Source organism: Georgenia satyanarayanai (genome assembly GCF_023715365.1).
GTDB classification, from domain to species: Bacteria; Actinomycetota; Actinomycetes; order Actinomycetales; family Actinomycetaceae; genus Oceanitalea; species Oceanitalea satyanarayanai_B.
In genome coordinates, this window is the sequence record NZ_JAMBNZ010000186.1 from 1 (window position 1) to 273 (window position 273).

The 273-nt window shown below is 67.8% G+C and carries 1 protein-coding gene; it reads right to left on the reverse strand.

The genetic code is table 11. From position 1 onward, the window contains the following. Positions 1 to 273: transposase (locus M3148_RS17610; protein ID WP_251305996.1), on the reverse strand; the 273-nt coding region annotated here is incomplete at both ends.

Here is a 273-nt window from a genome sequence, read left to right on the forward strand (position 1 = left end):
TGAGGCGTTCGTTGGGGTTGTTGGACCAGATCTGTCGCCAGATCGCCTGCGGGAAGGCGGTGAACGCCAGGATGTCGGCTCGAGCCGCCTCCAGGTGCTCGGCGACGGCTGGGAGGCGGTCGGCGACAGAGTCGATGAGCTTGTCAAACTGGGCGTGCACCGCCTGGGCGTCGGCCTGCTCGTAGACCGAGTGCAGCATCGCCTTGACCGCGGGCCAGGAGGCCTTGGGGCAGGCGGCCATTAGGTTGGCCGAGTAGTGCGTGCGGCACCGCT